General features: G+C 69.0%; 23 protein-coding genes. 16 read left to right on the top strand and 7 right to left on the bottom strand.

The features are described 5' to 3' along the window. Positions 1-2: 2 nt before the first annotated feature. From F0Q34_RS04555 to F0Q34_RS04525, 7 genes are all read left to right on the top strand, one after another. A complete protein-coding gene (locus tag F0Q34_RS04555; protein WP_149810909.1) occupies positions 3-1,034 on the top strand; it encodes an LLM class flavin-dependent oxidoreductase in 1,032 nt (343 codons plus the stop codon). Positions 1,035-1,155: 121 nt separating this feature from the next. Beyond that, entirely contained in the window at positions 1,156-1,911 is a 756-nt protein-coding gene (lepB, locus tag F0Q34_RS04550; protein ID WP_149810908.1) for a signal peptidase I, read from the top strand. A gap of 13 nt (positions 1,912-1,924) precedes the next feature. Further along, positions 1,925-2,623 (top strand): ribonuclease III, encoded by a 699-nt coding sequence (gene rnc, locus F0Q34_RS04545; RefSeq protein ID WP_149810907.1) that lies wholly within the window; start codon positions 1,925-1,927, stop codon positions 2,621-2,623. Then, the gene (gene era, locus F0Q34_RS04540) at positions 2,623-3,549 is read left to right on the top strand and encodes a GTPase Era (RefSeq protein WP_149810906.1); all 927 of its coding nucleotides are present in this window, start codon (positions 2,623-2,625) and stop codon (positions 3,547-3,549) included. Before rnc ends, era begins: the two co-directional genes overlap by 1 nt. A gap of 12 nt (positions 3,550-3,561) precedes the next feature. Then, positions 3,562-4,311: a DNA repair protein RecO gene (recO, locus tag F0Q34_RS04535; protein ID WP_149810905.1), complete on the top strand. Its 750-nt coding sequence runs from the start codon at positions 3,562-3,564 to the stop codon at positions 4,309-4,311. Next, positions 4,308-4,838 (top strand): mismatch-specific DNA-glycosylase, encoded by a 531-nt coding sequence (locus F0Q34_RS04530; protein WP_149810904.1) that lies wholly within the window; start codon positions 4,308-4,310, stop codon positions 4,836-4,838. The genes recO and F0Q34_RS04530 overlap by 4 nt, the downstream gene beginning before the upstream one ends. Before the next feature lie 22 nt (positions 4,839-4,860). Continuing rightward, positions 4,861-5,424 (top strand): DUF1003 domain-containing protein, encoded by a 564-nt coding sequence (locus F0Q34_RS04525; protein ID WP_149810903.1) that lies wholly within the window; start codon positions 4,861-4,863, stop codon positions 5,422-5,424. A gap of 63 nt (positions 5,425-5,487) precedes the next feature. Here F0Q34_RS04525 and F0Q34_RS04520 read toward each other — a convergent pair whose 3' ends face one another. After that, entirely contained in the window at positions 5,488-6,909 is a 1,422-nt protein-coding gene (locus F0Q34_RS04520; RefSeq protein ID WP_149810902.1) for an Nramp family divalent metal transporter, read from the bottom strand. A gap of 240 nt (positions 6,910-7,149) precedes the next feature. Here F0Q34_RS04520 and parC point away from each other — a divergent pair, with 240 nt between their 5' ends. Next, positions 7,150-9,387: a DNA topoisomerase IV subunit A gene (gene parC, locus F0Q34_RS04515; protein ID WP_149810901.1), complete on the top strand. Its 2,238-nt coding sequence runs from the start codon at positions 7,150-7,152 to the stop codon at positions 9,385-9,387. 125 nt (positions 9,388-9,512) lie between these two features. Continuing rightward, positions 9,513-11,102 (top strand): hypothetical protein, encoded by a 1,590-nt coding sequence (locus F0Q34_RS04510; protein WP_149810900.1) that lies wholly within the window; start codon positions 9,513-9,515, stop codon positions 11,100-11,102. On the opposite strand, the gene F0Q34_RS04505 is transcribed toward F0Q34_RS04510, so the two are convergent. The 3 genes from F0Q34_RS04505 to F0Q34_RS04495 are packed head-to-tail and all read right to left on the bottom strand — an operon-like array spanning position 11,077 to position 12,759. Beyond that, on the bottom strand, positions 11,077-11,571 hold the full coding sequence (locus tag F0Q34_RS04505) for a GNAT family N-acetyltransferase (RefSeq protein ID WP_206667947.1): 495 nt from the start codon (positions 11,569-11,571) through the stop codon (positions 11,077-11,079). The two genes, F0Q34_RS04510 and F0Q34_RS04505, sit on opposite strands and share 26 nt — an antisense overlap. Continuing rightward, a complete protein-coding gene (locus tag F0Q34_RS04500) occupies positions 11,568-12,107 on the bottom strand; it encodes a glutathione peroxidase (protein WP_149810899.1) in 540 nt (179 codons plus the stop codon). The genes F0Q34_RS04505 and F0Q34_RS04500 overlap by 4 nt, the downstream gene beginning before the upstream one ends. After that, on the bottom strand, positions 12,100-12,759 hold the full coding sequence (locus tag F0Q34_RS04495; RefSeq protein ID WP_149810898.1) for a sulfite oxidase-like oxidoreductase: 660 nt from the start codon (positions 12,757-12,759) through the stop codon (positions 12,100-12,102). Before F0Q34_RS04495 ends, F0Q34_RS04500 begins: the two co-directional genes overlap by 8 nt. Before the next feature lie 119 nt (positions 12,760-12,878). Between F0Q34_RS04495 and ggt the strand changes: the two genes are divergently transcribed. Next, a complete protein-coding gene (gene ggt, locus F0Q34_RS04490; protein WP_149810897.1) occupies positions 12,879-14,639 on the top strand; it encodes a gamma-glutamyltransferase in 1,761 nt (586 codons plus the stop codon). Between the two features lie 118 nt (positions 14,640-14,757). Continuing rightward, positions 14,758-15,855 carry a class II fructose-bisphosphate aldolase gene (fbaA, locus tag F0Q34_RS04485; protein ID WP_149810896.1) on the top strand — a complete coding sequence of 366 codons (1,098 nt, stop codon included), beginning with the start codon at positions 14,758-14,760 and terminating at the stop codon, positions 15,853-15,855. A 73-nt stretch (positions 15,856-15,928) separates the two neighbouring features. Here the strand turns inward: fbaA and F0Q34_RS04480 are convergent, their stop codons facing one another. After that, the gene (locus F0Q34_RS04480; protein ID WP_241665311.1) at positions 15,929-17,614 is read right to left on the bottom strand and encodes a thiamine pyrophosphate-dependent enzyme; all 1,686 of its coding nucleotides are present in this window, start codon (positions 17,612-17,614) and stop codon (positions 15,929-15,931) included. Between the two features lie 128 nt (positions 17,615-17,742). Between F0Q34_RS04480 and F0Q34_RS04475 the strand changes: the two genes are divergently transcribed. Beyond that, complete coding sequence (locus F0Q34_RS04475; RefSeq protein WP_149810894.1) at positions 17,743-17,997, top strand: Lrp/AsnC ligand binding domain-containing protein; 255 nt, start codon at positions 17,743-17,745, stop codon at positions 17,995-17,997. Between the two features lie 103 nt (positions 17,998-18,100). Continuing rightward, complete coding sequence (locus F0Q34_RS04470) at positions 18,101-18,376, top strand: hypothetical protein (protein ID WP_149810893.1); 276 nt, start codon at positions 18,101-18,103, stop codon at positions 18,374-18,376. An 88-nt stretch (positions 18,377-18,464) separates the two neighbouring features. On the opposite strand, the gene F0Q34_RS04465 is transcribed toward F0Q34_RS04470, so the two are convergent. Further along, a complete protein-coding gene (locus F0Q34_RS04465; RefSeq protein WP_149810892.1) occupies positions 18,465-18,932 on the bottom strand; it encodes a DUF3597 domain-containing protein in 468 nt (155 codons plus the stop codon). A 221-nt stretch (positions 18,933-19,153) separates the two neighbouring features. Here F0Q34_RS04465 and F0Q34_RS04460 point away from each other — a divergent pair, with 221 nt between their 5' ends. Further along, positions 19,154-20,365 carry an NADP-dependent isocitrate dehydrogenase gene (locus F0Q34_RS04460; protein WP_149810891.1) on the top strand — a complete coding sequence of 404 codons (1,212 nt, stop codon included), beginning with the start codon at positions 19,154-19,156 and terminating at the stop codon, positions 20,363-20,365. A 180-nt stretch (positions 20,366-20,545) separates the two neighbouring features. After that, positions 20,546-21,517, top strand: coding sequence for a Bug family tripartite tricarboxylate transporter substrate binding protein (locus tag F0Q34_RS04455; RefSeq protein WP_149810890.1), 972 nt, complete (start codon positions 20,546-20,548; stop codon positions 21,515-21,517). A gap of 18 nt (positions 21,518-21,535) precedes the next feature. Here the strand turns inward: F0Q34_RS04455 and F0Q34_RS04450 are convergent, their stop codons facing one another. Continuing rightward, complete coding sequence (locus F0Q34_RS04450; protein ID WP_206667946.1) at positions 21,536-22,678, bottom strand: MFS transporter; 1,143 nt, start codon at positions 22,676-22,678, stop codon at positions 21,536-21,538. Positions 22,679-22,804: 126 nt separating this feature from the next. Here F0Q34_RS04450 and F0Q34_RS04445 point away from each other — a divergent pair, with 126 nt between their 5' ends. Further along, positions 22,805-23,494 (top strand): DUF599 domain-containing protein, encoded by a 690-nt coding sequence (locus F0Q34_RS04445; RefSeq protein ID WP_149810888.1) that lies wholly within the window; start codon positions 22,805-22,807, stop codon positions 23,492-23,494. The last annotated feature ends 186 nt before the right edge of the window (positions 23,495-23,680 follow it).

The raw sequence follows: 23,680 nt of genomic DNA, 5'->3' as shown, positions 1-23,680 counted from the left end.
GCATGGCGCTGACCCTTTCCATTCTCGACCAGTCCAGCATCGCCGCCGGCCGTGACGCGGCCGAGGCGATCCGCGAAACCCTGGCCCTGGCGCAGCTCGCGGATGCGCTGGGCTATCGCCGCTACTGGCTGGCCGAGCATCACAACAGCCACAGCCATGCCGGCTCCGCGCCGGAAATCCTGATCGGCGCCATCGCCGCCACGACGCGGCAGATCCGCGTGGGCTCGGCCGGGGTGATGCTGCCGCATTATTCGGCGCTGAAGGTGGCCGAGCAGTTCCGCGTGCTGGAAGCCATCGCTCCCGGCCGCATCGACCTCGGCGTCGGCCGCGCCCCCGGCAGCGATGGCCGGACGGCCTATGCGCTGAACCCGGCCGCCGCCCAGGCCGGGGCGGACCGCTTCCCGGCGCAGGTGCAGGAATTGCTCGGCTGGCTGGGCGAAGGGCTGCCGGAAAACCATCCCTTCCGCGCCGTGCGCGCCCAGCCCGAGGGGCCGACGCGTCCGGAGGTCTGGGTGCTGGGCAGTTCCGACTATGGCGCCCAGCTCGCCGCCTATTTCGGCCTGCCCTATGGCTTCGCGCATTTCATCACCGACGGTGCCGGCGCCGCCGAGGCGCTGCGGCTGTACCGGGAAGGCTTCCGCCCGGAGGCGGGGCGCCTTTCCGCGCCGCAGGCAGCCATCGCCGTGGTGGCGATGTGCGCTGAAACCGAAGCCGAGGCGGAGCGGCTGTTCCTGTCCCGCGCGGTCTGGAAGCTGTCGCGGGACCGCGGCATCTACCCCGCCCTGCCCTCGCCGGAGGAAGCCGCCGCCTATCCCGCCACGCCGGCCGAGCGCGACAAGCTGGAGCGCATGCGCGCCCGCGCCGCCATCGGCACGCCGCGGCAGGTGCGCGGCAAGCTGGAGGCCCTGGCGGCGGAGCTGGGCGCGGAGGAGGTGGCGGTGCTCAGCCCGATCCATGACCCGGAAGCGCGCCGCCGCTCCGTGCGGCTGCTGGCGGAGGCTTTCGAGCTGCGCCCGCCCGCCCCGCTTCCTTGACAGCCAGGGCCACGCCGGGCTCTACCCTCGGGGTCGCGGCCATTGGCGCGGCGGCTTCCGTACCTTCCCACCGCACCATCCCACTGCACCTTACCCATTGGGGGCCTCGCGCGATCCGACGATGACCAAGAAGACGGGCGGCTGGCTCGAAAGCATCAAGACTGTCGTGTATGCCGGGCTCATCGCCGTCGGCATCCGCACCGTTGCCTTCGAGCCGTTCAACATTCCCTCCGGCAGCATGATCCCGACCCTGCAGGTGGGCGACTACCTGTTCGTGTCGAAATACGCCTATGGCTATTCGCGGCATTCCATGCCCTTCAGCCCGGACCTGTTTTCCGGCCGCATCTTCGGCTCCCTGCCGGAGCGTGGCGACGTGGCGGTGTTCAAGCTGCCGCGCGACAACAGCACGGACTACATCAAGCGCATCATCGGCCTGCCGGGCGACCGCATCCAGCTGCGCGGCGGCCGGCTGTTCGTGAACGGGCAGGAAGCGCCGCGTGAATCACTTGGTCCCTACACCGTGGAAGGCGACGGGCCGCGCATGACGGTGCGGCTGTTCCGCGAAACCCTGCCGCCCAGCCCCGGCGGCACGGAGGCGGTGCGGCACCAGATCCTGGAACAGACCGACAACGGCCCTTATGACAACACGCCGGAATTTCTGGTTCCCGCCGACCATGTCTTCGCCATGGGCGACAACCGTGACAACAGCCTGGACAGCCGTGACATGATCGGCGGCGTCGGCTTCGTGCCGCTGGAGAATCTGGTTGGCCGGGCGGAGCGGATCTTCTTCTCCGTCGATGGCTCCGCCGCCTGGTACGAGGTCTGGGCCTGGCCCTTCGCCATCCGCTGGAGCCGCCTGTTCATGGCGGTGCGTTGACGGGACGGGAACCATGAGCAGCGGCTTCGAGTCCCGGCTTGGCCACCGCTTCCGCGACCCGGCCCTGCTGGCGCAGGCCATGACGCATCGCTCGGCGGCCGACCCGAAGCAGGGAATGCTGGATTCCAACGAGCGGCTGGAGTTCCTGGGCGACCGCGTCCTTGCCCTGGTGATGGCCGAATGGCTGAGCGAGCGCTTCCCCAGGGAACGGGAAGGGGCGCTGGGCAAGCGGCTTTCCGTGCTGGTGGCGGCGGACACGCTGGCCAAGGTGGGCGAGGCGATCGGCCTCCCCGCCGCATTGCGCATCCCGCCGGCCGAGGGCCGCACCGGCCTGCGCGGCCGCGGCACGGTGATCGCCGATGCCACCGAGGCGCTGATCGGCGCGTTGTACCTGGATGCCGGGCTGGAGGTGGCGCGGGACTTCGTCCGCCGCGAATGGTCGGTTTTCCTGGAAGCGGACCCGACGCCCCCCATGTCCGCCAAGAGCCGGTTGCAGGAATACACCCTGGGCCGGGCGGAAGGGCTGCCGGAATACCGCCTGGTTTCCAGCACCGGCCCCTCGCACAAGCCGCACTTCCTGGTGGCGGTGAAGGCGGAAGGACGGGAAGCGGAAGGCCAGGGCGATTCGAAGCGCGCGGCGGAACAGGCGGCCGCCGAGGCATGGCTCGCCCAGGTTCAGGACAAGGGCGTGAAGGACAAGACAGGCAAGTGATGAGCGAGAACACCGACACCGCCGGACCCGGGGAGCAGACCCGCTGTGGCATGGTGGCCGTGGTGGGCGCGCCGAATGCCGGCAAGTCCACCCTGGTGAACAGGCTGACCGGCAGCAAGGTCACCATCGTCTCGCCCAAGCCGCAGACCACGCGATTCCGCATCCGCGCCGTGGTGATGCAGGGCCAGACGCAGATCATCCTGACCGACACGCCGGGCATCTTCGCGCCGCGCCGGCGGCTCGACCGCGCCATGGTCGCCGCCGCCTGGGAAGGCGCGCAGGACGCCGATGTGGCGCTGCTGATGGTCGATGCCCGCGCCGGCATGACGGAGGCGGTGGAAAGCATCGTGTCCGTCCTGAAGCGGTCGAAGGTGCCGATCTGGCTGGTGCTGAACAAGTCCGACCTGATCGACACCAAGACCCTGCTGCCGCTGACCGCCACGCTGAACCAGCAGCTCTCCTTCGAGGAGACGTTCATGATCAGCGCCGAGAAGGGCGACGGGCTGGACCGGCTGATGAACGCGCTGGCGGCCCGCCTGCCCTACGGCCCCTGGCTGTTTCCGGAGGACGAGCTGTCCGACCTGCCGGAACGCATGCTGGCGGCCGAGATCGTGCGCGAGCAGATCCTGCGCCAGACGCATGAGGAAGTGCCGCACCATGCCACGGTGGAGACCGAATCCTGGCAGGAACGGCGCGACGGCTCCGTGCGGATCGACTGCACCATCTATGTCGGCCGCGCCTCGCAGAAGGCGATCCTGATCGGCGATGGCGGCAGCAAGGTGAAGGATATCGGCAAGCGGGCCCGGGCCGAGTTGGAAAAGCTGCTGGAACGCCGCGTCCATCTGTTCCTGAACGTCAAGGAACGCCAGGGCTGGGACGAGGAGCGCGCCCGGCTGCGCGCCATCGGCCTGGACGATGCCGGCTGAGGCCATCGCCTGATGGAATGGCAGGCCCCCGCCATCGTGCTGGAGGCCCGCCCGCATGGCGAGGGCGGCGCCGTGATCTCGGTGCTGACCGAGGCGCATGGCCGCCACCTGGGCCTGGCCCGGGGCGGCGCGTCCCGCGCCCAGGCCGGGTTGTGGCAGCCCGGCAATCTGGTGGAGGTCCGCTGGATCGGGCGCCTTCCCGAGCAGCTGGGGCATTTCACCGGGGAGATGGTGCACCCCTCCGCTGCCCTGGCCATGGACGATCCCCTGGCCCTCGCCCTGCTGCAATCCGCCTGCGCCCTGGCCAGTGACGCGCTGCCGGAGCGGGAATCCCAGCCGCGCGTGTTTTCCGGCCTGCTCGCGCTGATGGCGAATCTGGGCCGCGGCGCCGAGGCGCTGATGCCCGATTACATCCGCTGGGAAGCGCTGCTGCTGGAAGCGCTGGGCTATGGCCTCGATCTCGCCTCCTGCGCCGTCACCGGCACGGCCGGGCATCTGACCCATGTTTCTCCCCGCACCGGCCGCGCCGTCAGCGCCGAGGCGGCCGAGCCCTACCGGGACCGGCTGCTGCCGCTGCCTTTGTTCCTGCAAGGCGGCCAGGATGAGCGGGACCCGAGCGAATGGCTGAAGGGGCTGCGGCTGACCGGCCATTTCCTGGCGCGGGATGCCTTCGGCGCGCGCCACCATCCGGTCCCGCCCGCGCGGGAGCGGCTGGAAGCGCGCATTGCCGCCCTGCTCCCGGCTGTCCTGCCCCCGGCATGACCGCGTCCCGCCCGGAGATCCTGCCCGACCTGCTGGTGCCGGGGCTGCGGCTGGTGTTCTGCGGCTCGGCGCCTGGCGCGGTGTCGGCGGCGCGGGGTGCCTATTACGCCCATCCCGGCAACCGCTTCTGGTCGATCCTGCACCAGGCCGGGCTGACCCCGCGCAGGCTGGCGCCGGCCGAATACCCGTCCCTGCTCTGGCTTGGCATCGGGCTGACCGACATGGCGAAGCATGCCTCGGGCAATGACGACCAGCTGCCGCCCGATGCCTATGACCCGGAAGGCTTCGCCGCGCGCATCCGGGCGGTGCGCCCGCTGGCGGTGGCCTTCACCGCCAAGGCCCCCGCAGCCGCCTTTCTGGAGCGCCGCACCAGCGCCATCTCCTATGGCCGGGTCGAGGGGCCGGCGGATTTCCCGATGCTGTGGGTGATGCCGTCCACCTCTGGCCAAGCCAGCCGCTTCTGGGATGCGCGGCCCTGGATGGCGCTGGGGTCGTGGTTCCAGGCCAAGGCCGCCCCCCACCCCTGACAGCCCGCAGTGGAGAATCTCCATGAGCAAGGCACTCCATCCCGACTACGACGCCGCCGCGCAATGGTTCGGTGAGGAGGTCAGGCTGGGTGAGCCGGAGCGCCGCGCGCTGACCCGCGCATTGCAACGTCGCCCACTGAGCCAGGATACCAACGAGGCCTTCGCCGACAAGCTCAGCTTCGGGGACCGCCTGGCGGATCAGGTCGCGGCCTTCGGCGGGTCCTGGGGCTTCATCATCATCAGCGTGCTGGTGCTGGCGGGCTGGGCATTGGCGAACACGGCGTTGCTGACGCGGCCCTTCGACCCGTATCCGTTCATCTTCCTGAACCTGTTGCTGTCCATGGTGGCCGCCTTGCAGGCGCCGGTCATCATGATGAGCCAGAACCGGCAATCAGCCCGCGACCGGCTGGTGGCGGCGCATGATTACGAGGTCAACCTGAAGGCCGAGATCGAGATCATGGCGCTGCACGACAAGTTCGACCGGATGCGGGCGGAGCAGCTTCGCTCCTTAGTCGAGCAACAGCAGGAGCAGATCACGTTGCTGGCCAATCTGCTGGAGGAGATTCGGGCGCGCGGCAAACCATGAGCCGCCCCACCCCTGCAGGTCCGGGCGGAGGATGGTGCTCCCCCGCCCGCCGGTAGCGTGGCGTCAGACCAGCTTGAACACGCTGAGGCCGGTGTAGACGCCGAGCAGCACGATCGCGACGCTGCTCACCACCAGCAGCGCATTGAAGACCGAGCCGCCGCGGATCGCCGGATCGGTTTCCGTGTTCCGCAGGTACCAGACGGCGATCACCGCGGCCAGAAGGAACACGCCCGTGGCCGCGCCGCCGATCTGGATCATCAGCACGGGGGAGCGCACGAACAGATAGGCCAGCCCCCAGACGATCGGCAGGCCGATGGTGAAGCCGCGGATCCAGCGCAGCCGCTGCTCGCGGTTCTTCCAGTCCAGCACGCCCATCTCGGCCAGCAGGTTGACATACATGCGCGACCAGCTCGGCACCGCCGCCCACAGGGTGGAGCCCAGCACGGCGATGGCGCCGACGAGGAACAGCACGCCCGCCCATTCGCCCAGCGTGTCGGTGTACATGCGCGACAGCGAGGTGATCATCTCGTTGCCCTGCGGCACCACGCCCTGCGGGTTCAGCACGGCGGCGCCCATCAGGTAGAAGGCCAGCGTGCCGAAGGTGTAGATGCACCAGGACACGAAGGCATCCTTGTACATCACGCCGATCCAGCCCTTGGCGCGGCGCTTCCACGCATCGGAGCCGTCATTCGGGCCGACATGCCGGGCATAGCCCTTCTCGACGCACCAATAGGTGTAGAAGGTCAGTTCGTCCGCGCCCACGCCGGTGATGCCGAACATCGCGATGGCCGCACCGATCGCGCCCGCCGGGATGGTGAAGGCGAGGCCCGTGGCGATGTCGTCCATGTCATAGCCATAGGGCGTGAAGGGCAGGCCCAGAGCGATGGCGACGGTGACGATGGAGAACACGACGACCAGCGCGGTCGCGCCCTTCTCGATCAGGCTGTAGCTGTTGGAATACAGCAGCGCGATGCTGCCCAGCGAAACGATCGTCGTCCAGATGGTGACGGAGGTGCCGCTCATCGGCGGCCCGCCCAGCGGCATCAGGATGGAGAGAGCAATGGCGGTGCCGCCGATCACGCCACCCATCTGCAACAGCTTGGTCAGCGCCATCAGCGCCCATAGCACGTTGATCCAGCCAACGCGGCCGATGCGGGGGCCCACCTTGTTGTAGCCGGTCAGCGCTGGCTGGCCGGTGGAGATGGTCCAGCGCGCCAGCTCCACCTGCACCGCGACCTTCACGAAGGTCGAGAAGATCACCATCCACAGCAGGGCAAAGCCCGCGGTGGCGCCCAGGGTGGTGGTGGCGATCAGCTCGCCCGAGCCGACGATGGAGGCACTCAGGATCAGCCCCGGGCCCAGATGCTTGAAGGAAGCGCCCCATCCGGTCGGCGCTTCCATGACGCCTTCGGGCGTCAGGGTATAGGGATCGTCCTGTGGTGGCGCATTGCCGCCACGCGCCACGGTTTCCGCGCTTGCGCTCATCTTCCTGGCCCTTCCCGGTGTTGCCGCCAGGCCCGGAGGCAGGCGGCAGTGATCTTGTCGGACGACCATGCGCAAGCGGAGCCGGAGCGTCGAGCCCCCTCTGGCGCGCCCTCGCGTTCTTGTGAGGTGATCTGGCCGGCACCGTCGTTCCTGCTATGTTCCTATCGTAGCGGCGAAACGCTGGAAAACTGCGCCCGCCTGCGCTAGCCCCGTCCTGCCCCGACAAAGCCTGAGGTACCGATGCCCGACGACTTGAAGACCCTTCCAGAAGGCGGCGACGTGCGGCCGACCAACCTGTCGGTGGCCCTGTCGGAGCGGTATCTCGCCTATGCCATGTCCACCATCACGGCGCGTTCCTTGCCGGATGTGCGGGACGGCCTGAAGCCCGTGCACCGGCGGCTGCTCTGGGCCATGCACCAGCTGAAGCTGGACCCTGCCGCCGGCTTCAAGAAATGCGCCCGCATCGTGGGCGACGTGATGGGCAAGTACCACCCGCATGGCGACGCCTCGATCTACGAGGCGATGGTGCGGCTGGCGCAGGAATTCGCCGCCCGCTACCCGCTGGTCGAGGGCCAGGGCAATTTCGGCAATATCGACGGCGATAACGCCGCGGCCATGCGCTACACCGAGGCGCGGCTGACGGCCATCGCCCAGGCCATGCTGGAAGGCATCGAGGAGAACGCGGTCGACTTCCGCGCCACCTATGACGGGGAGGAGCGCGAGCCGGTCGTGCTTCCCGCCGCCTTCCCCAACCTGCTGGCCAACGGCGCCAATGGTATCGCGGTCGGCATGGCGACCTCGATTCCGCCGCACAATGCGGGCGAGCTCTGCTCGGCGGCGCTGGCGCTGATCGCCAATCCGAAGGCCGAGATCGACGAGCTGCTCCAGCACGTGCCGGGGCCGGATTTCCCGACCGGCGGCGTGATGATCGAGAGCCGCGAGGCGGTGCGGGAGGCCTATGCCACCGGCCGTGGCGGCTTCCGCATCCGCGCCCGCTGGGAAAAGGAGGCGCTGAAGAACGGCACCTGGCAGATCGTCGTCACCGAGATCCCCTACCAGGTCGCCAAGTCCCGCCTGATCGAGCAGATCGCGCAGCTGATGGAGGAGAAGAAGCTTCCCCTGCTGGGCGATGTGCGGGACGAAAGCACCGATGTCGTCCGCATCGTGCTGGAGCCCAAGAGCCGCGCGGTCGATCCCGCCGTGCTGATGGAAACGCTGTTCCGCGCGACGCCGCTGGAATCCCGCGTGTCGCTCAACATGAACGTGCTGGATGCCAGCCGCACGCCGCGCGTCATGGGCCTCAAGGAGGTTCTGCGCTCCTGGCTCGACCACCGGCACGAGGTGCTGGTGCGGCGCAGCCAGCACCGGCTGGATGCCATCGCCCGCCGGCTGGAGATCCTCGACGGCTACCTGATCGCGTATCTCAATCTCGATGAGGTGATCCGCATCATCCGCGAGGAGGACCATCCGAAGCCCGCGCTGATCAAGGCCTTCGACCTGACCGAGGTGCAGGCCGAGGCGATCCTGAACATGCGGCTGCGCTCCCTGCGCAAGCTGGAGGAGATGGAGATCCGGCGGGAGCACAAGAAGCTTTCGGCGGAACAGAAATCGCTCCAGGCCCTGCTGGGCAGCGAGAAGGCACGCTGGAAGAAGCTGGCCGAGCAGATCGAGGAAACCCGCCAGAAATTCGGCGAGGACAGCGGGATCGGCAAGCGCCGCACCGAGGTTGGCGGCACCGCCATCGCTGTGGTGATCGACGAGAGCGCCTTCGTGGAGCGCGAGCCGGTGACGGTGATCCTGTCGCAGAAGGGCTGGATCCGCGCACTGAAGGGCCATGTGCCGCTGGAAACGGAACACAAGTTCAAGGAAGGCGATTCGCTGCGCATCGCGCTGCATGCCAACACCGCCGACCGGCTGTGCCTGTTCGCCACCAACGGCAAGAGCTTCACCATCAAGGCCGAGGCGCTGCCGCGCGGCCGCGGCGATGGCCAGCCGGTGCGGCTGATGGTGGACCTCACCAACGAGGATGACGTGGTGGACCTGTTCGTCTGGTCGGAAGGGCGGAAATACCTTGTCGCCTCCACCGAGGGGCGCGGCTTCGTGGTGAAGTCGGAGGATCTGGTGGCCGAGAAGCGCACCGGCAAGCAGGTGCTGATGGTGGACGCGCCCGTGGAGGCGGCCGTCTGCGTGCCCGTGGATGGCGACACGATCGCGGTGATCGGCGAGAACCGCAAGCTGCTGGTCTTCCCGCTGGAGCAGGTGCCGGAGATGATGCGCGGCCGTGGCGTGACGCTGCAGGGCTACAAGGATGGCGGCATGGCCGATGTGAAGGTGTTCGACGGCAAGACCGGCCTGAGCTGGCGCATCGGCGACCGCGTGCGGCTGGAAACCGACCTCACCGCATGGCGCGGCAACCGGGCCGGCGCCGGGCGGCAGCCGCCGAACGGCTTCCCGCGCTCCAACCGCTTCGGCGACTGAGGCGGCGCCCACCGCCTCCATTGCCCGATTCGTCAGGATAATCCGGCCACAATCGGGGTGTGTTTTCCGCCCATGATGCCGGACCTCCCATCCTGATGCCGCTGCGAGCAAAGCACGGAGCCGCGTTGGGCCTGGCTCTGGGCCTCATTCTGTTGCAGGCCGGCCATCCCGCGCGGGCCCAGCCCGATGCACCACTCGACCCGCGGGCGGGCGCCGCCTCGGAGCAGCTGGCGCGGTGCGATGGCAGCAGCGCCGGCATCGCCGGCGCGCCCGGCCGCGACCTGAGCCTGTCCCTGGACGAGTTGCTGCCCTTCGCGCGGGAGATCCTGGCGAAGCGCGACGTGCAGGTCCGTCCCGGCGGGCGGGGCAAGCCCTGGCGGGTCGAGCTGCATCTGCGCAACCTGCGCGACCTGCCGGCGCCGGAAGGCAACCCCCAGACCATCTACCTTTCCGGCGAGGACGCTTCCGCCGTGCTGCTGGACCGCCGCTCGGCTATCCGCTCGCTCTGGCGCGTGGATGAGGCGACGGTGAAGGCGGCCGATATCGCCTATGACGTGCGGCACGGAAAGGGTGATGCGCCGCCTTTCCTCGACCATCTTGGGCTGGAAGTGGAACTGCCGGATTACCGCCCGCTGCGGCTTTACGCGGACCGCCATTCGGGCTTCGCCGCCGTGGCGCTGGAATCCCGCCCGTCCTCCGGCCTGCCGCCGCACCGCATCTATGCCATCGCCGGCACCCATGTGTTCGAGCACCGGGATTTCCGCTCCTGGGCATCGGGGCTGACCTTCGGGCGGGCTCAGGCCAGCTCAACCGCCGCGCTGGCAATGATCCGGGACGCCGCCGACTATGCCGGCGATCTGCGCGATGGTGGCGAGGTGTTCGTCACTGGCCAAAGCCAGGGCGGCCTGACGGCGCAGGGCGTGGGCTTCCTGCTGCAATCCTTTCTCGACACGCGCCCCGGGCCGAAGCACCTCGCGCATGTGGTGTCCTGGGGTGGTGTCGGCGCGCAGGAAGCACTGCTGCACATGATGGCGGCGCAGCGCGACGGAAAGGCACGCGGCTTCGGCGCCGAGTTGGAACGGCACTGGGCCGCCACCGATCCGCGCTACGCCGCCGCCGCCGAGGTCTGGCAGGCTGTCGCGCGCCGCTGGGCCGCCGTGCCGGCGGAAGGCGCCCTTCCTTATCTGCGTGCCACAATGGGGCGCATGCGCGTGCTCGGCTATTTTTTCGAGATCGACCTGTTCGCCCGTGCCGGCACGTTTCCCGGCACCACCCTGGCCTTTCCCACCGCCCTGATCCTGCCCGACAACTGCGACCTGACCGTGGTGGAGGCACTGTTCGGAATCGGCGCCGGGCGCTTCGGCGTCCGGCTCGAATCACATTTCCTGAAGGGCTATCGCCGCGCCGTCGAACGCGGCGCCATCGCCGTCGCCCGCCCCGCCCTGCCCGCCAAGTGGGACTGGGTGATGGACATGCTGCCGGTGGTGGAGCCGCTCGGCTATGCCTGGCTGGAAACGCTGTATCTCGACGGGCCGGCCGCCAGCCCGGCGAACTGGCAACGCTGCATGGCGGCGCCGCGATGGCTCACCCCGGCCAACCGCTTCTGCCGTGAAAGCTGGTGGCCCGGCTGCGCGCCCGAGCCCGGGGAAAACCGCTGGTGCCTGGTGCGGGACGCGCCGCCAGGGTCGGTCAGCCCGATCGGTGCCGCACCATGAAGCGGGCGGAAGGATCGCCGTAGCTGGCCAGCTTCGCGTCCAGGGCCGGGTCTTCCACTGCCACGAAGCCCAGCCGCCGCCAGAAATCCGCCGTGCCGCCCACCGCTACCAGCGAAACAGGCAGCACCCCGGCGAGCTGCTCCAGTCGGGCCAGGAGGCCGCGCGCCGCGCCGCCGCCACGCGCCTCCGCCAGCAAGGCGACATCATGCAGGTAGAAGGTGTCCGGCCTTGCCGGCAGGGCGACAAGGCGCGTGTTCAGGGCTGGTGGCGCGCCGAGGCGCCAGGGATGGCTGATGGCATAGCCTGCCGCTTCCCCGCCCCGCGCCAGGATGAGGCAGCCGGCGGGAAACAGCGCCAGCCGTTCGGCGAACACCGCATCCTCCTCCGGGAAGTCGCGATGCACGATGGTGGCGATGCGGCTGACGGCGGCGAGATCCGCCGCCCGCATCGCGCGCCACCCTTCCGTCATGCCAGCGCGGCGCCAAGCGCCTGTCGCATGGAGGCCGAATCCGGCTCCGTGGCACTGGGGAAGGCGTGCAGCAGCCGGCCATCCCGCCCCACCAGGAACTTGAAGAAATTCCAGCGCGGCACCGCGCCGCCCGGCTGCGCCGCAGCCCAGGCGAAGAAAGGATGCGCCGCCGCCCCCTTCACATGCACCGGCGCGGTCATGGGAAATTGCACGCCCCAGGTGGATTCGCAGAAATCCTTGATGGCGTTGCGGTCGGCGTTTTCCTGGTTGAAGTCGTTGGACGGGACCCCCAGCACCAGCAGGCCGCGCGGGCCATAGCGCTCGTGCAGGGCCTGCAACGCCTCGAACTGCTTGGCGAAGCCGCAGAAGCTGGCGGTGTTGACCACCAGCATCGGCTTGCCCCGCCAGTCGGCGAGGTTGATCTCGCCGCCTTCGATCGCCTCGAAACGGAAATCATGGCCGGTCTGGCGGGCCGGGGCCGCGGCGATCAGCAGCGGCAGCCCGGCCAGCATGGCGCGGCGGGACAGCTCAGCCATAGCGTTCCTCCATCCATGGGTCGCCGCGGTCGTGATAGCCGCGTTGCTCCCAGAAGCCGGGTTTATTCTGCGCCAGGAAGGTGATGCGCTTCACCCATTTCGTGCTCTTCCAGAAATACAGATGCGGCACCACCACGCGCAGCGGCCCGCCATGCTGGCGCGTCAGCCGCTCGCCTTCCCAGCTATGCGCGAGGATGTTCTCCGGCCGGGCGAAATCCTCCAGCGAAAGGTTGGTGGTGTAGCCGTCATAGGCGCCGAACTCGACAAAGCGCGCCTGGGATTTCGGCCGGACCAGCTCCAGCAGCGTGGACACCGCGATGCCGCCCCAGCGGTTGTCGTAGCGCGACCATTGCGTGACGCAGTGGATGTCATTGACGCGCTCGGCCTGTTCCAGCTCCATCAGCCAGCGCCAGTCCAGCGTCACCGGGCGCTCCACCAGCCCCTCCACGTCGAGGCGGAAGGTTTCCTCGGCCACCGCGGGCTGCACGCCGAGGTCGAGCACCGGCCAGTCCCGCACCAGTCGCTGGCTGGGCGGCAGGCGCTGTTCCGGCGGCGCGTGCTCGCCCGTCAGCAGCCGGCCCTCGCGCGCCCAGCGCTGCTTGGTGTCCACAAGCTTCTGCCGGATGCCGTCCGGCGCCTCGTCCTCAGCCAAGGAAAGTCCTCCATCCTGCGCGGATCAGAGATGGGATGCGACAACCGGATGCAAGCGCCGCGCGGCATCGACAGCGCCGCGCGGCGCATTAACCTGCTCCGGTCCAGGGAGCGACGCACATGGCCATCTCGATCCGTCCCGTCCTTCTCGCCGCACCGTTGCTGGCCGCCGCCTGGCTGACGGACGCCGCCGCGCCCGCCGCCGCGCAGGACACCCGTCCGCAGCCCGCCGCGCTGGAAGCGCCCCGCCCTCCCGCCCGCGCCACCCGGCAGATGGTGGCCGCCGCCCACCCTCTGGCGGCCGAGGCCGGGCTCGCGATGCTGCGCGCCGGCGGCACGGCGGTGGATGCCGCCGTGGCGGTTCAGGCCGTGCTGACCTTGGTGGAGCCGCAATCCTCGGGCATCGGGGGCGGCGCGCTGATGCTGCACTGGAGCGGGCTTGAGCGCCGGCTGGACGCCTGGGACGGGCGGGAAACGGCACCGGCCGCCGCTGGGGGGAACCTGTTCCTCCGCCCCGACGGCACGCCGCTTTCCTTCTACGAGGCGGTGCTGTCCGGCCGCAGCGTCGGCGCCCCCGGCGTGCTGCCGATGCTGGAAGCCGCCCATCAGGAACAGGGCCGCCTGCCCTGGGCGGACCTGTTCGGGCCCGCGATCCGCCTGGCCGAGGGGGGCTTCCCCGTTTCGGCGCGCCTGGCCGGGGCGATCGCCGAGGATGCCGAGCGGCTGAAGCGCGATCCGGCGGCGTCCGCCTATTTCTTCGCGCCCGACGGCGCGCCCTGGCCGGAGGGCCACCTGCTGCGCAACCCGGCCCTGGCCGAAACGCTGCGCCTGGTGGCGCGGCGCGGCGCCGCCGCCCTCCAGGTCGGCGCCGTGGCGCAGGGCATCGTCGAGGCCGTGGCCCGGCATGGCGATGCCGGCAACGGCATGACGGCCGATGACCTGGCCGCCTACATGCCGAAGAAGCGTGAAGCGCTTTGCACCCCTTATCGCCGATTCCGGATCTGCGGCTTCCCGCCGCCTTCCTCGGGCGGCGTCGCGGTGGCGCAGATCCTCGGCATGCTGGAGCATTTCGACATCGCCTCACTCGACCCGCGTGGCGTCGAGGCGGCGCATCTACTGGTGGAGGCCAGCCGCCTCGCCTTCGCCGACCGCAACCTGTATCTCGCCGACAGCGACTTCCAGCGCGTGCCGGTGCGGGGGCTGACGGAGGACGCCTATCTCACCCTGCGCGCCCAGCTGCTGGACCGGGACCGCGCCAATCCTTCTCCCCTCCCCGGCAAGCCGCGCTGGCGCGAGGCCGCCCTGGCCCCGCAGCCGGCGCAGCCGGAAAACGGCACCAGCCAGGTTTCCATTGTGGATGCCGCGGGCAACGCCCTGTCCATGACCACAACCGTGGAGGATGCGTTCGGCGCCCGGCTGATGGTGCATGGCTTCTTTCTCAACAATCAGCTGACGGATTTCTCCTTCCGCCCCGGGATCGATGGCCGGCCCGTGGCCAACCGGGTTGAAGGCGGCAAGCGGCCGCGCTCCTCCATGTCGCCCACCCTGGTGTTCGATGAAAAGGGGCGCCTGCTGGCATCGCTCGGATCGCCGGGCGGGGCGCGCATCATCGGCTATGTGGCGCAAACGCTGCTCGGCCTGCTGGACTGGCAGCTGGACCCGCAGGCGGCGGTGTCGCTGCCCCGCATCGGCTCGCTCGGCGGCGCGGCGGAGCTGGAGCAGGGCATGGCCGCGGCGGAGCTTGCCCCGGCATTGCAGGCGCGCGGCCACCGCGCCGATGTGCGCGCCATGGTATCCGGCCTGCAGGCCATCACCGTGACGCCGGACGGCCTGCTGGGCGGCGCCGACCCACGCCGGGAAGGCGTGGCGATCGGCGACTGAGGCGGCCGCATGGCGGGCGGCGCGGGACTGGCTCCGATGTTATCGCGGGGGGGAGGCGCGCGACGGCGCGGAACGCGGTATGCTGCGCCCCATCTCCTTCCCTAGCCGGAGCATCCGAATGGACCAGGCCGCCCCCGTCAGCAGCAAAACCCGACTGAAGCCGGGCGTCGTCACCGGCGCCGACTACCTGGCGCTGCTGGATGCCTGCCGCGAAGGCGGCTACGCCCTGCCTGCCGTCAACGTCGTCGGCACCAACAGCATCAACGCGGTGCTGGAAGCCGCGGCCAAGAACAAGTCCGACGTCATCATCCAGCTTTCCAATGGCGGCGCCCGCTTCTTCGCCGGCGAGGGCTGCCCGGACGCCAACGCCGCCCGCGTGCTTGGCGCCGTCTCGGCCGCGCAGCATGTCCACACCGTCGCCGCCGCCTACGGCATCTGCGTGGTGCTGCACACCGACCATGCCGACCGCTCGCTGATCCCCTGGGTCAACGGCATGATCGACCATGGCGAGGAATTCATGAAGCGGACCGGCAAGCCGCTCTTCTCCTCCCACATGCTGGACCTGTCGGCCGAGCCGCTGGAAGCCAACATCGCCGAATGCAAGACCGTGCTGGAGCGCATGGCCAAGCTCGGGATGAGCCTGGAGATCGAGCTGGGCGTCACCGGCGGCGAGGAAGACGGTATCGGCCACGACGTCGAGGAATCCGCCGACAACGCCCATCTCTACACCCAGCCCGAGGACGTGCTGCGCGCCTGGGAAGTGCTGTCGCCGATCGGCCATGTCACCATGGCGGCCTCCTTCGGCAACGTCCATGGCGTTTATGCGCCGGGCAACGTCAAGCTGCGGCCGGAGATCCTGAAGGCGTCGCAGGAAGCGGTGTCGGCGCGGTTTGGCGGCGGTGAGAAGCCGATGGCGCTGGTGTTCCATGGCGGCTCGGGCTCGGAAAAGAGCAAGATCACCGAGGCCGTGTCCTATGGCGTGTTCAAGATGAACATCGACACCGACACGCAGTTCGCCTTCGCCGAGCCGGTGGGCGCCTATGTGCAGGCGAACCCGGTGGCCTTCACCCACCAGATCGACCCGTCCAACGGCAAGCCGACCAAGAAGCTCTACGATCCGCGCAAGTGGCTGCGCGCGGGCGAGAAGGGCATCGTCAAGCGTCTGGACGAGGCCTTCGCCGATCTGGGCTCCACCGGCCGCACCCTGGCGGGCTGAATAAGCAACGCCGCGGCGGGATCACCGCCGCGGCCGAGGCGCCGCCGGGAACGCCCGGCGGCGCGTATCGCGGTCAGTGCTTGCTGCCGCCGGCCTGGGCGCGAAGCTCGGCAATGGTGGCGCGGTGCGTCACCTGCTCGGGGTTCACCCGCACCTCGATCACCGCCGGCTTGCCGCTGGCGAGCGCCCGCTGGAAGGCCGGCACCAGCTCCCCGTCCTTTTCTACGGTTTCGCCATGGCCGCCGAAGCTTTCGATGAACCTGGCGAAGTCCGGATTGGTCAGCCTGGTGCCGGACACGCGGCCGGGATAGGCGCGTTCCTGGTACATGCGGATGGTGCCGTACATGCCGTTGTTGAACACCAGGATGATCGGCGCCACTTCCGCCTGAAAGGCCGTGGCGATTTCCTGCCCGGTCATCAGGAAGCCGCCATCGCCCACCAGCCCGATGCAGACACGGTCGGGGAAGCTGACCTTGGCGCCGATCGCCGCCGGCACCGCATAGCCCATGGCGCCGTTCGTGGGGCCCAGGAACTCCTGCTGCTCGGTCAGGTGCATGAAGCGATTGGGCCAGGTGGCGAAATTGCCGGCGTCGCAGGTGAAGATGGCATCGGCCGGCAGCACCTTCTCCAGTGCCTGCAACTCGCGCGCGAGGTTCAGTGGGCCGGCATAGTCCGGCGCCTCGGCCTGCTTCACCCGGGCGGCATGGACGTCCCGGGTCCAGGCCGACCAGCGCGGGGCACTGGCCGGCGCCGGCAGCTTTGCCAGAGCCTCGGCGAAGGCGTTGATCTCGGCGGTGATGCCGAGCGCCGGGCGGTAGACGCGGCCGATCTCGGCCTGGTCCGGGTAAACATGGACGATCTTCTGCCCGCCCTGCCCGGCCATGTCGAACAGGGTGTAGCCCTGGCTGACCGGCTCCCCGATGCGGGTGCCGAGGGCCAGGATCAGATCCGCCTGCTTGGCCTTGGCGACCAGCCCCGCATCGGCGCCGACGCCGAGATCGCCGGCATAGTTGGGCAGGGTGCAGTCATACAGGCTCTGCCGCCGGAAGCTGACCGCCACCGGAAGGTCACGCGCCACGCAGAACTCGCGGATGACGCGCCGCGTCTCAGCGCTCCAGCGGGAGCCGCCGAGCACCACCAGCGGGCGCTCGGCCGCGTCCAGCAAAGCCAGCATCCGGTCCAGCGCGGCGGGGGACGGCGCCGCCGGCGCCACCTCTGCGGGGCCAATATCGGGCACCGCGACGCGGGCCTTCTGCATCTCCTCCGAGATCGCCACCACGACGGGTCCCGGGCGGCCGGAGGTGGCGACATCGAAGGCATGCGCCATCAGCTCGGGGATGCGGGAGGCGTCGTCGATCTGCGTCACCCACTTGGCGACGGAGCCGAACATGCGGCGGTAATCGACCTCCTGGAAGCTTTCACGGTCCGTCTCCGCAAAGGGGATCTGGCCGACGATCAGCACCAGCGGCGTGCTGTCCTGCATGGCGACATGGACACCGATGGCGGCATGGCATGCGCCGGGGCCGCGGGTGACCAGCGCCACGCCGGGACGGCCGGTCAGCTTGCCATGGGCCTCGGCCATGTTCACGGCGCCCGCCTCGAACCGGCAGGTGGTCAGGTTGATCTTGTCGCTGTTGGCGTAGAGCCCGTCCAGCAGGTCCAGATAGGATTCGCCCGGGACACAGAAAGCATGCGTGACCCCCTGCGCCACCAGCGCATCGGCCAGCAACTGGCCACCGGTGCGTGCGGTCGTGCTCATCCCATCCATGGTTCGTTCCTCTTCCCTCGATAGGGTCGTCATACAACTGGCGTGGAGGCTAGCCGAGGCTCGTGGGCTGGGCTACCCGTCGCGATGCGGAAAGCCGCACACCGTCAGGGAGATCGCCGATGCGTGCCATTTTCGTTCTGATCAAATGCGAGATGGGCCGCGCCTACCAGGTGGCCCGGGAAATGGCCGACAGCATTGAGGAGCTGTCGGAGATGCACTCCGTTTCCGGCCAGTACGACCTGCTCGGCAAGTTCTACCTGGAGCCGGACCGTGACATCGGCCTGTTCGTGGTGGAATGCGTGCAAAGCGTGGCGGGCGTGAAAGACACCTATACCATACAAACCTTCAACGCCTTCTCGGGCCGCGCCGGCTGATCCTGCGGCACTTCGTCACATCCTGCCCGGATGCCGCCTTGTTCCGGCCTCCTGTTGGCCTTGAAGGCAAACCATGTTCCGTCGCATCGGAGGTGCATCCCCCATGCGACGCTTCCTTGCTTTTCTTGCCCTGGGCACCAGCCTTCTGCTCGCCGGCTGCCAAAACCCGGACGGCTCGACCGACTGGGGCAGCACGCTGGCACTGGGCGCCGGGGCCGGCCTCGCCGCCGGCCTGATCGCCGGCTCATTGAGCGATGACGATAATCGCGGCTACCGGCGCCACCGGCATCGCCGCCAAAGCTATGGCTACGGCTATGGCCATCAGCGGTCCCATTATGGCTATGGGCGCCCCTATCGTCACCGGGGCTATGGCTGGTAGGGCGCGGCCGGGGCCGGCGAGCAAAAAGCCGGGCCGCCTCGCGGCGCCCGGCTGAGCGGTTCGCCGGGAAAATCCCGGCGTCGCCCCATCAGTCCCTCAGTTCGGCCGGCACCTGCCCGCCATTCTCCGCCAGCTTGTTCATGACCTGCTTGTGCAGCCAGATGTTCATGCTCGCGGAGTCGTTCATGTCCCCCGAATAGCCCAATTCCCGCGCCAGCTCCTTGCGGTTGTCGAGGCTGCTGTCGAGGCCCAGCAGCTTCATCAGGTCCACGATGGACTGGCGCCAGTTGAGCTGCTGCGGGTTCTTGGACGCCATCTCGGTCAGCACGGCGGCGACATCCACCTGCTGCATGGGCGCGGGCGTGGCCGCCGCGGCGCCGCTGGCGGCGGGGGCGGTGCCGGGCACCGGCGGCGTCGCCGCCCCGGCCGCGCCGGGCTGCGCGTCGGCGGCGGTGGGCTTCGGGACGTCGTCCGAAACCGGCGCGGTCGGGGACGGCGCGGCATTGGCGCCGCGCTGGCCGAAGATCTTGGACAGGATGGACCCGAAAACGCTCATGTGGCGGAACTCCCTGTGGCTGGCCCTTGAGCGGGCTGAGGATGGTGAACGCCCAGGCCCCCGCCGGGTTCCCTGCCGGCCTGATACCGGGCAAGTTGTGGCCCGCCGCCCTTGCCCCGCCCCATCAGCGATGCGATTGTCCGCCGCAGCAGCCGCCGGCCCGCCGGGCGCGATCGATTGCCCGGCCGGCGGCATATTCTGGCGTCCAGACGAGGATCAGCATGGCCAAGATCAAGGTGAAGAACCCCGTCGTCGAGCTCGACGGCGATGAGATGACCCGCATCATCTGGGGGTTCATCAAGGACAAGCTGATCAACCCCTATCTCGATGTCGACCTGAAGTATTACGACCTCGGCATCGAATACCGCGACCAGACCGACGACCAAGTGACGGTCGATGCCGCCAACGCCATCAAGCAGTACGGCGTGGGCGTGAAATGCGCCACCATCACCCCGGACGAGGCGCGGGTGAAGGAGTTCGGCCTGAAGAAGATGTGGAAGTCCCCGAACGGGACCATCCGCAACATCCTCGACGGCACCATCTTCCGCGAGCCGATCATCTGCCAGAACGTGCCCCGCCTGGTGCCGCACTGGTCGAAGCCCATCGTCGTCGGCCGCCATGCCTATGGCGACATCTACCGCGCCGTCGAGATGAAGGTGCCGGGCGCCGGCACGGTGAAGATGACCTTCACCGCCGAGAACGGCGAGACGCAGGAGATCGGCCAGTTCGACTTCAAGGGTGCCGGCGCTGCCATGATGCAGCACAACCTGAACAAGTCGATCGAAGGCTTCGCCCGCGCCTCCTTCAACTACGGCCTGGCGCGCAACTACTCGGTGTACTTCTCGCACAAGAACACCATCCTCAAGGCCTATGACGGCAACTTCAAGGACATCTTCCGCGCCATCTACGACGCCGAGTTCAAGGCGGAGTTCGAGAAGCGCGGCCTGACCTATGAGGACCGCCTGATCGACGACATGGTGGCCTCCGCCCTGAAGTGGGAAGGCGGCTATATTTGGGCCTGCAAGAACTACGATGGCGACGTGCAGTCCGATATCGTGGCGCAGGGCTTCGGCAGCCTCGGCCTGATGACCTCCGTGCTGCTGTCCCCGGATGGCAACACGGTCGAATCCGAGGCCGCCCACGGCACGGTGACGCGCCACTACCGCGAGCACCAGAAGGGCCGCGAGACCTCCACGAACCCGATCGCCTCGATCTTCGCCTGGACCCGTGGCCTGGCCTATCGCGGCAAGTTCGACGGCACACCGGACGTGGTGGATTTTGCGAACGCGCTGGAGCAGGTCTGCATCGAGACCGTTGAGAGCGGCTTCATGACCAAGGACCTGGCCGTGCTGATCGGCAAGGACCAGCCCTGGCTGAATACCCAGAACTTCCTGTCCAAGCTGGACGAGAACCTGAAGAAGAAGATGGGCTGACCGTCCTTCCTTCGACGGGACAATGTTGGGCGGGGCGCTTCGGCGCCCCGCTTTTTTCATGGGAAGCGCACTGCGCCGGCATGCGCAATCGCTTGCGCAATCGCATGGGCGGATTCTATATCGTCTGTAATGATTCCCGCCCTCAGCCGGGATCGCTTCAGGGATTAAGGATCCACCAGAATGACTTTCTGTCGCCGTGGCATGCTGCTTGGTGGGCTCGCCCTGCCCTTCATCAGCCGGGCCGCCTCGGCTCAGGCCGCCTGGCCCGCCCGCAATGTTCATATCACGGTCCCCTATTCGCCCGGAGGCGGAACCGATGTCTTCGCCCGGCTGCTCGCCGAAGGCCTGCGCAGCGTGACCGGCCAGACGATGGTGATCGAGAACCGGGCGGGCGGAAACGGCGTCATCGGCTCCCAGCAGGTCGCGCGGGCCGAGCCGGACGGCCTCAACCTCGCCGTCGTGACCAGCACCCACACGATGAACAAATACCTGATGCCCAGCGTGCCCTTCGACGCGCTGAAGGACTTCACGGCCGTCAGCCTGCTGTCGAGCTTTCCGTATGTGATCGCGGCCCCGGCCGACGCGCCCTACAAGGACATCGCCAGCCTGATCGCCTACGCCAAGGCCAATCCGGGCAAGCTGAGCTTCGGCACGTCCGACGGCACCAATTCCTTCACCAGCAACGAATTCGCCCGCATGGCGGATATCCAGATGGAGGAGGTCGCCTATCGCGGCGGCTCCCCACTCATGAACGACATCGTCGCAGGCAATCTTCCCCTGGGCTGGACCAGCATCCTCACGGCGGCGTCCTATTTCGACAATGCGCGTGTCCGCTTCCTCGCCGTGACATCGGCGGAACGCTCCCCGATGCAGCCGAACATCCCGACCGCCGCAGAGTCCGGCCTTCCGGGTTATGACTTCGCCGGCTGGTACGGCATGCTGGCCCCGGCCGGCATGAAGCCCGAGATCGCGGACGCCATCCATGAGGCCAATGTCAAAGCCTCCACCATGCCGCAATACCGCAGCCGCTTCATCGAACTGGGCGCGGATCTGCGGATGCTCGGGCCGAAGGATTTCGCCGAGCGGATGCAGCAGGAGGACCGGCGCTGGGCCGAGGCCGCGAAGGCCGGACTGATCAAGCAGCTCCAGTAGCCGGCGGGGCGGGCCGGCTCAGCCCCGCGCCAGGCCGGCCCGCGCCACCAGCAGCAACATCAGCGCGCCGACCCCGGCCAGCGCCGCCTCCAGCCCGATGATCTCGGCGGCGAAGCCGATCGCCGCCGGCCCCGCCAGCAACCCGGAATAGCCGAGGGTCGCCACCGCGGCGAGCGCGGTGCCGGGCGCCACCCCCGGCTGCCGCCCGGCCGCGCTGATCAGCAGCGGCACCGCGTTGCCCAGCCCGAAGCCCACCAGCAGGAACCCGGCCATGGTCGTGCCGCTCCAGGGCAGCAGGGAGGCCATGGCGAAGCCCAGCGCGGCCAGCGCCCCGCCGCCGCGCAGCATGGCCGTCGCCCCGAAGCGCCGGGTCATGGCATCGCCGCTCAGGCGCGCCGCCGCCATGGCGAGCGAAAAGGCGGCATAGCCACTCCCCGCCAGGGTCAAGGCCATTCCGCGCGCTTCGTGGAGCAGGATGCCGCCCCAGTCCAGCACGCTGCCTTCCGCCAGGAACGCCACCAGCGCCAGCAGGCCGATGCCAAGCACCGGCCCGCGCGGCAGCGCGAAGCCATGGCCACCCTTGCCCGGCCGGTCCGCCTCTGGCCCCAGCAAGGCCCGGCCCTGCGTCATCAGCAAAACCAGCGCGACGGCGGCGATGAGCGCCGCCGCGGCGGATGGCGGCAGCCCGGCCCGGAGCAGCCCGGCCGCCACCGCGACACCCAGCAGCCCGCCCAGGCTCCACACCCCATGGATCGAGGACATCACCGGGCGGCTGCCGCGTGCTTCCACCGCGACGGCCTGGGCATTCATCGACACATCCATCATCCCGCCCGCCGCGCCGAACAGGAACACGGTGCCCGCCAGCACCCCGGCATTCGGCGCCATGGCCAGGAATGGCAGCACCAGCGCGAAGGCCAGCCCGGCAACGAGGCTGACGGCGCGGCTGCCGAAGCGGGCAACCAGCCCTCCGGTCAGCGGCATGGCCAGGATGCCGCCCAGCCCGAGCGACAGCAGCACCAGCCCCAGCATCGCCTCCGACAGAACCAGCCTGTCCCGCATCAGGGGCACCAGCGGCGCCCAGGTGGCGAAGGTGATCGCATTGGCGAGAAAGACGAGGCGGATGGCGCGCCGCGCTGCGCGCGGATCGAAGTCTGGGGTCATGCCGCGGCTTGGCCCAGGGCCCGCCATCCGTGCAAGCCGCGCCCGATGACAAAGCCAGCGTCGGGGGGCGGCGAAACGGCGCGGCCGACTCGACCTTCGCCGCGGATGGGCATGCTATGGGCGGGCATGGACCTGCCGCTCACTTCCCTGGACTGGATCGCCCTCGCCGTCTTCGCCGCATGCTGGATGGGCTATTCCACCATCGTGGACCGCGTGCCATCGATCCGCGACCGCAGCGTCATCGCCGCGATGGACGAGCACCGCCGCCGCTGGATGCGGACGGTGCCGGCCCGCGACAACCGCATCGCGGACATTTCCATCATCGGCAATCTGATGACCTCCACCTCCTTCCTGGCCAATACCAGCATCTTCATCCTGGGCGGCTTGGTGGCGATGCTGGGCGCGCCGGAACTGGGAGAACGCGTCTTCGGCGCCGTGCCCTTCGTTCAGGCGCCAACCGACCCGGCGGCGTGGGAGCTCCGCCTGTTTCTGCTGATCTTCATTTTCATCCGCGCCTTCTTTGAGCTGACCTGGGCCTTGCGGCAGTTCAACTACGCCTCGATCTGCGTCGGCGGTCTGGGCGAGGCGCCGGATGCCTTGCCGCAGGCGGAAATGGCCGCCGAGATCGCCAACCGGGCGGCGCGCCACTTCAACACCGGGCTGCGCGCCTATTACTTCGGGCTGGCCGCCCTGGCCTGGATCCTGCACCCGGTGGCGCTGATCCTGTCTTCCCTGCTGGTGCTGAGGGAGCTTCACCGGCGCGAATTCCGCTCGGTGGTGCGCGACGCGCTGGTCGCCGGCCGCCCCGGAGGCTGATCTCGGTTCCGTGTTCGCGCAACGGCTTGTCCGATGCGAAATCCAAACATTATGATGCCGCCGCAATCTTCAGCCCGAGGAGCGACCCATGACCGACACCGTCCGGCCGGATCAGTCGCTCCCGCCTGTGGTTGATGTCCTGATGCTGCTTCACCCGGGCAGCCCGGGTCGCATCCGCCGCTAGGT

The sequence above is a fragment of the Teichococcus oryzae genome (assembly GCF_008386565.1).
Classification (GTDB): domain Bacteria; phylum Pseudomonadota; class Alphaproteobacteria; order Acetobacterales; family Acetobacteraceae; genus Pseudoroseomonas; species Pseudoroseomonas oryzae.
The sequence above is the reverse complement of the archived record's forward strand: the minus strand, read 5'-3'. Positions and strand labels throughout refer to the sequence as shown.

Bases quoted from the DNA above. Each gene is read 5' to 3' on its own strand.
- F0Q34_RS04555 (WP_149810909.1), top strand. From the start codon at position 3: ATGGCGCTGACCCTTTCCATTCTCGACCAGTCCAGCATCGCCGCCGGC.
- lepB (WP_149810908.1), top strand. From the start codon at position 1,156: ATGACCAAGAAGACGGGCGGCTGGCTCGAAAGCATCAAGACTGTCGTG.
- rnc (WP_149810907.1), top strand. From the start codon at position 1,925: ATGAGCAGCGGCTTCGAGTCCCGGCTTGGCCACCGCTTCCGCGACCCG.
- era (WP_149810906.1), top strand. From the start codon at position 2,623: ATGAGCGAGAACACCGACACCGCCGGACCCGGGGAGCAGACCCGCTGT.
- recO (WP_149810905.1), top strand. From the start codon at position 3,562: ATGGAATGGCAGGCCCCCGCCATCGTGCTGGAGGCCCGCCCGCATGGC.
- F0Q34_RS04530 (WP_149810904.1), top strand. From the start codon at position 4,308: ATGACCGCGTCCCGCCCGGAGATCCTGCCCGACCTGCTGGTGCCGGGG.
- F0Q34_RS04525 (WP_149810903.1), top strand. From the start codon at position 4,861: ATGAGCAAGGCACTCCATCCCGACTACGACGCCGCCGCGCAATGGTTC.
- F0Q34_RS04520 (WP_149810902.1), bottom strand. From the start codon at position 6,909: ATGAGCGCAAGCGCGGAAACCGTGGCGCGTGGCGGCAATGCGCCACCA.
- parC (WP_149810901.1), top strand. From the start codon at position 7,150: ATGCCCGACGACTTGAAGACCCTTCCAGAAGGCGGCGACGTGCGGCCG.
- F0Q34_RS04505 (WP_206667947.1), bottom strand. From the start codon at position 11,571: ATGACGGAAGGGTGGCGCGCGATGCGGGCGGCGGATCTCGCCGCCGTC.
- F0Q34_RS04500 (WP_149810899.1), bottom strand. From the start codon at position 12,107: ATGGCTGAGCTGTCCCGCCGCGCCATGCTGGCCGGGCTGCCGCTGCTG.
- ggt (WP_149810897.1), top strand. From the start codon at position 12,879: ATGGCCATCTCGATCCGTCCCGTCCTTCTCGCCGCACCGTTGCTGGCC.
- fbaA (WP_149810896.1), top strand. From the start codon at position 14,758: ATGGACCAGGCCGCCCCCGTCAGCAGCAAAACCCGACTGAAGCCGGGC.
- F0Q34_RS04480 (WP_241665311.1), bottom strand. From the start codon at position 17,614: ATGAGCACGACCGCACGCACCGGTGGCCAGTTGCTGGCCGATGCGCTG.
- F0Q34_RS04475 (WP_149810894.1), top strand. From the start codon at position 17,743: ATGCGTGCCATTTTCGTTCTGATCAAATGCGAGATGGGCCGCGCCTAC.
- F0Q34_RS04470 (WP_149810893.1), top strand. From the start codon at position 18,101: ATGCGACGCTTCCTTGCTTTTCTTGCCCTGGGCACCAGCCTTCTGCTC.
- F0Q34_RS04465 (WP_149810892.1), bottom strand. From the start codon at position 18,932: ATGAGCGTTTTCGGGTCCATCCTGTCCAAGATCTTCGGCCAGCGCGGC.
- F0Q34_RS04460 (WP_149810891.1), top strand. From the start codon at position 19,154: ATGGCCAAGATCAAGGTGAAGAACCCCGTCGTCGAGCTCGACGGCGAT.
- F0Q34_RS04455 (WP_149810890.1), top strand. From the start codon at position 20,546: ATGACTTTCTGTCGCCGTGGCATGCTGCTTGGTGGGCTCGCCCTGCCC.
- F0Q34_RS04450 (WP_206667946.1), bottom strand. From the start codon at position 22,678: ATGACCCCAGACTTCGATCCGCGCGCAGCGCGGCGCGCCATCCGCCTC.
- F0Q34_RS04445 (WP_149810888.1), top strand. From the start codon at position 22,805: ATGGACCTGCCGCTCACTTCCCTGGACTGGATCGCCCTCGCCGTCTTC.